The sequence below is a fragment of the Mesorhizobium sp. M3A.F.Ca.ET.175.01.1.1 genome, assembly GCF_004791945.1.
Taxonomy (GTDB): Bacteria; Pseudomonadota; Alphaproteobacteria; order Rhizobiales; family Rhizobiaceae; genus Mesorhizobium.
Map to the genome: position 1 here is coordinate 1 of NZ_SRTP01000322.1, position 269 is coordinate 269.

1 protein-coding gene is annotated in these 269 nt (G+C 65.1%); it reads right to left on the minus strand.

The window, feature by feature from the left end:
• Window positions 1-269: NADH-quinone oxidoreductase subunit C (locus EN818_RS31820; RefSeq protein ID WP_135906744.1), on the minus strand; the 269-nt coding region annotated here is incomplete at both ends.

Consider the following 269-nt stretch of genomic DNA (forward strand, 5'->3'; position numbering starts at 1 on the left):
CCGGTCAGCGGGAAATCCTTGCGCAGCGGATGGCCGTCAAAGCCGTAGTCGGTGAGGATGCGGCGCAGATCCGGATGATCGGAGAACAGCACGCCATAAAGGTCGTAGGTCTCGCGCTCGAACCAGTCGGCGCCGGGATAGACGGCGGTCAGCGAGGGAACCAGCGTCTCCTCGTCGGCCTGCACCTTGAGCCGGATGCGGACGTTCTGCTTCGGCGACAGCAAGTGGTAGACCACGTCGAAGCGCCTGGCCCGCGACGGATAGTCGGC